Here is a 3987-nt window from a genome sequence, read left to right on the forward strand (position 1 = left end):
GCCACTGAATACATGGCAAGCAGCACGTGCAAGATCTGGGAGAAGCCGTCGCTCGTGGTCAATCCACTGCCCGTGATCGTCGTGAGTGCTGCCTCATACAGGGCCTTCGAATAATCAGTGTGAGACCCCACCGCATACAACAACTGGCTGGAAGCCAGAACCACGACTGCCGTGACAGCAGCGACCCAACCGATTCTGTTGGATAGCAGCTTTCCTGCGGAACGCGATCCCCGCACACTCGCGGACACGATCCCTCCCACGCGAGCCACGCGCGTGAGGCGCAACAATCGCAGTGTCTGCAAAGCCCGAAAGAAACGTAGGAAGGGAATGAGCAGGAAAATGACCTGCCACCAGTTTCGTTTCCAGAACGCCGCTTGGAATTCTGCGATATAGGCGCGAAGCAGGAACTCGGCCACGAAGATCACCCAGAATACCCACCCCACAACGTTTAGGGTCCTGGTCCAGCCTGGATCCTGAACGAGAAGCTGGCCGAGTACAACGAAAAGGAAGATCACGCCCAAAATGCCCATGGGTCTGTCAAGTTTTGCCGCCAGAACTTCTGCCGCGGCCATCTCCTCGGCCTGGCTTCCTTCCGCAGGGGCGGCTCGAACGCTCCTCATCGTCGCCCCGCGTGGCGGACGTCTTCCAACGCAGACCCGTTACCGTACTGGCTTGAGGAGATCACGCTGAAAGTACCGTTCGTTTCTAGAATTACCGCCCTGACATCGTTCAGGTCACCAATCCCCTGCATGCGCACGGCCTGCCGAACTTCAGATTCCGCGAGCCGATGTTCTTTCATGGAGTCCGGGAGGAATTGCCCGTCTGCCAGCAGCAACGCGGGCTGAGTCGTCAACAGGTTTCGCAGCCACGGCAACCTCGAAGAACTCCAGGCAACAACGAACTGCAATCCGGCCAGTAGGATCAGCGCCGTCAGGCCTTCTAGCCACGAAACGGAAGAACTCAGGAGAATGGTGGCCAGGGTCGAGCCCAGGGCTACTGTGACTATGAAGTCAAATGCGTTGAGTTGGCTGAGTGTGCGCTTCCCAGTGGCTCTAAGAATGAGAACGAGGGTGCCGTATGAGGCTGCTCCGACCAGGAGCACTCGGCCAATGGCATCCCAAGAATCGATCCACAAGAGTCTGTTCCTCCGATCCGCTGTCGAACGAGGTTCGAGTGACTGACATGACTACGGAGGTTCACGCTACCCGCAGTCGTGAGGCGGCCGGATAATCAGTAACGCGGCGCGTGGGGTAGACCCAGGTAGCTCTCCAGAGTGCTGTAACCATTGTTCTTCACGCTGTTGGACGTGGGCGTTCCCACGTAGCGCAGGTGCCAGGGTTCGTAGGCGTAGCCGTGGGTTCCGGTGTATCCGTTGGGATACCTCACCACAAAGCCGTATTTGTGGCCGTTAGCAGCAACCCAGCGACCCTGGGGTGTGTTACCGAAGCAGGCCTGCAGTCCGCACACTCCCCCGGGTGCCCCCACGTCAATGGCCAGACCGGTCTGGTGCTCCGAGTATCCGGGGCGCGCGGAAATAGTGTCCGCGGTGGCCTGTCCGTACATGGCCACGTAGTTCCAGTACAGGCTGTTCTGGATCGAGTAGGAGCGGTAACCGCTGACCGGCACCAGGGTTACACCCTGGTTGGCCGCAGCCTGGCTCATCCGCTGATAGGCGGCGGCAGCGTCACTGCGCAGCTGCACCCCACCGCCCACGTTCCACAGGGGTCCGGGAGCGTAGGCCCGAGGGTTCAGGGGCCGCTTCTTGTTCACAATCACGGACGAGCTGGTGGCACGATCGATGTCTCGACTGACCGTGGTGCCCTTGCCCTTGGTCCACCGGATGGTGCCGCGCTGATAGTGGACCACGCACGAGTTGCCGCTGCAGGTTTCACGCACCTTGGGGTATCCCAGATTGCCGTGCTCGGATCCTTCGACCCGCCAGCGCTGCAGGATGCCGCCGCGCTGCGCGCGGGCACCTGTGCTGGGTGACCAGTGGATGGTGCCGCCCTGGTACTGCCGGTAGCAGCCGGCGTCGCGAAGACCGCAGCGTTCGGAGGACGTGGCTTTGCCCAGCCAACCGCTGGCGCCCCCCAGCGAACGGTACTCGTTGTCGATACCGGCCCCGGCCATGGCGGGAGCGGTTCCCAGCATGGAGAACACCAACGCCAGGAGTGCGGAGAAGAGGACCGTTCGAGACATCTGTTTACGCGGCATGCTCCCAGGGTAGTCCGGGCGTGGCGTCAGGAACTCGACATTAGGTTTAAATTTCGGTGCAAATCTCCAAGTGACACCGGACGCATTCGGCCGGACACATCATTGAGCTCGAGGGTGCGCCGTCGCGTAGACCTCGCGTAGAGATTCCACGGAGACCTTGGTGTAGATCTGGGTGGTGGCCAGGGATGCGTGGCCCAAGAGTTCTTGGACCACTCGTAGATCCGCCCCGCCCTCCAGTAAGTGGGTCGCGAATGAGTGCCGCAGGGTGTGCGGGGTGACGTCCTCGCCCAGTTGAGCGAGTTCGGCGGCGTCCTTGACCATGGTCCACGCCGTTTGGCGGGAAATCCGGCCACCCCTGGCGTTGAGAAATACTGCGGGTGTTCCCTTCCCATGCCGGGACAATTCCGGTCGCCCGCGCACCAGGTACTGATCCAGGGCCTTCTTCGCATACGAACCCACCGGAACCATGCGTTGTTTATTGCCCTTGCCGAGTAGCCGCACGAAAGACAGCTCGGAGTCCTGGAGCCCGGCCAGATCGTCCACGTCCAATGCGACCGCCTCAGAGATGCGCGCGCCCGTCGCGTACAACAGCTCCAGGAAAGCTCGCGCCCGTAGCCCCGCCGGAGACTCCGGGTCCGGAGCCGAGAGAATCTTTTCCACGCTGTCCAGGGCGATGGCCTTGGGGAGGCGCTGCGGCGGCGTCGGCGGACTGACGCGAGAGGCGACGTCCACCGGGCACAGTCCCTCCGCGACCCAGAAGGCATGTGCTCCACGGACGGCCGCCAGGACGCGGGCGGTGCTCCGGGTGCTCAGCGCGGGATGCTCCGGTGAACCCTCGTGGAGCAACCGCACGAAGGCGCGGACGTGCTCGGTCGAGATCTCGGACGGTACGGACACCGAACCACCTTTGGAAACGGCGGTGGCACCGGTCAGGAACTCCAAATAGCGGGTGAGGTCCCGGCGGTAAGCCGCCAGCGTATTCGCGGCCAAGCCCCGCTCCACGGTCAGGTGATCGAGGTACCGGTGAACGGCGCGTTCCAGATCCGGAGGAACGGACGAGTCGGTCACCGGAAGTTCGGGTGACCCGGCCACGGGCTGTCCACCGGGCGCAATGACGTCCAGTCCTGTGCTCGTGCGGCGTGCGCGGCCAGAATGCCCAGGACCGCGGCGGGCGAATTGATCTGGCCGGAGAGAGCGGCGGCCACGGCGTCGTCGAGGTCGGCAAAGCGAACGATGATCTCCGCCTCTTCACCGTCGCGCTCGTGACGGTCTGCCTCCGGAACCTCGTGCAGGCCACGCGCCAGGAAAATGCGATTGGCCTCTGAGGATGAACCGGGCGAGTTGTGGAAGTCCACGAGCACGTGCCAGTCGTCAGCGGTCATGTCCGCTTCCTCGGCCAATTCCCGCTGAGCGGCGGTGTGCGGCGGTTCGCCGTCCACGTCGAGCAGACCGGCCGGGATTTCCCACATGCGCATGCCCACGGGATGGCGGTACTGGTTGATGAGCAGAACTCGGTCCTGCTCATCCAGGGCAACGATGGACACCGCCCCGGGGTGGGTGATGAAGTCTCGTTTCAGGGTCGAGTCTTCATCACCCATGCGGAACTCGTCGCGCTGAACGTCCCAGATGAATCCCTCGTACACGGTGTCCGATGCCACCACCGTGTGGGGATCCATCGTGTCTTTCAGCCCTGCTCGGCTCACGCGCGAGAGTTCCATGCGAACCTCCGGTTGCTCGGTGACGTACTGTCCGATGCCGTTACTTGCTGCCCAG

At 62.7% G+C, this 3987-nt stretch carries 5 protein-coding genes; all 5 read right to left on the minus strand.

Features of this window, described 5'->3' with window-relative positions:
- A partial coding sequence (locus tag Q4E95_RS11585) for a hypothetical protein (RefSeq protein WP_303383454.1) occupies positions 1 to 572 on the minus strand: 572 nt, incomplete at its 3' end.
- A 44-nt stretch (positions 573 to 616) separates the two neighbouring features.
- Positions 617 to 1135: a DUF421 domain-containing protein gene (locus tag Q4E95_RS11590; RefSeq protein WP_303383455.1), complete on the minus strand. Its 519-nt coding sequence runs from the start codon at positions 1133 to 1135 to the stop codon at positions 617 to 619.
- Positions 1136 to 1230: 95 nt separating this feature from the next.
- Positions 1231 to 2214, minus strand: coding sequence for a D-alanyl-D-alanine carboxypeptidase family protein (locus Q4E95_RS11595; protein ID WP_303383456.1), 984 nt, complete (start codon positions 2212 to 2214; stop codon positions 1231 to 1233).
- A gap of 99 nt (positions 2215 to 2313) precedes the next feature.
- Positions 2314 to 3306: a site-specific tyrosine recombinase XerD gene (locus tag Q4E95_RS11600; RefSeq protein WP_303383457.1), complete on the minus strand. Its 993-nt coding sequence runs from the start codon at positions 3304 to 3306 to the stop codon at positions 2314 to 2316.
- The gene (locus Q4E95_RS11605; RefSeq protein WP_303383458.1) at positions 3279 to 3932 is read right to left on the minus strand and encodes an NUDIX hydrolase; all 654 of its coding nucleotides are present in this window, start codon (positions 3930 to 3932) and stop codon (positions 3279 to 3281) included. The genes Q4E95_RS11600 and Q4E95_RS11605 overlap by 28 nt, the downstream gene beginning before the upstream one ends.
- Positions 3933 to 3987 lie beyond the last annotated feature (55 nt).

Source organism: Kocuria sp. (assembly GCF_030536815.1).
Lineage (GTDB): Bacteria > Actinomycetota > Actinomycetes > Actinomycetales > Micrococcaceae > Kocuria > Kocuria gwangalliensis.

Bases quoted from the DNA above. Each gene is read 5' to 3' on its own strand.
- Q4E95_RS11595 (WP_303383456.1), bottom strand. From the start codon at position 2,214: ATGCCGCGTAAACAGATGTCTCGAACGGTCCTCTTCTCCGCACTCCTG.
- Q4E95_RS11605 (WP_303383458.1), bottom strand. From the start codon at position 3,932: ATGGAACTCTCGCGCGTGAGCCGAGCAGGGCTGAAAGACACGATGGAT.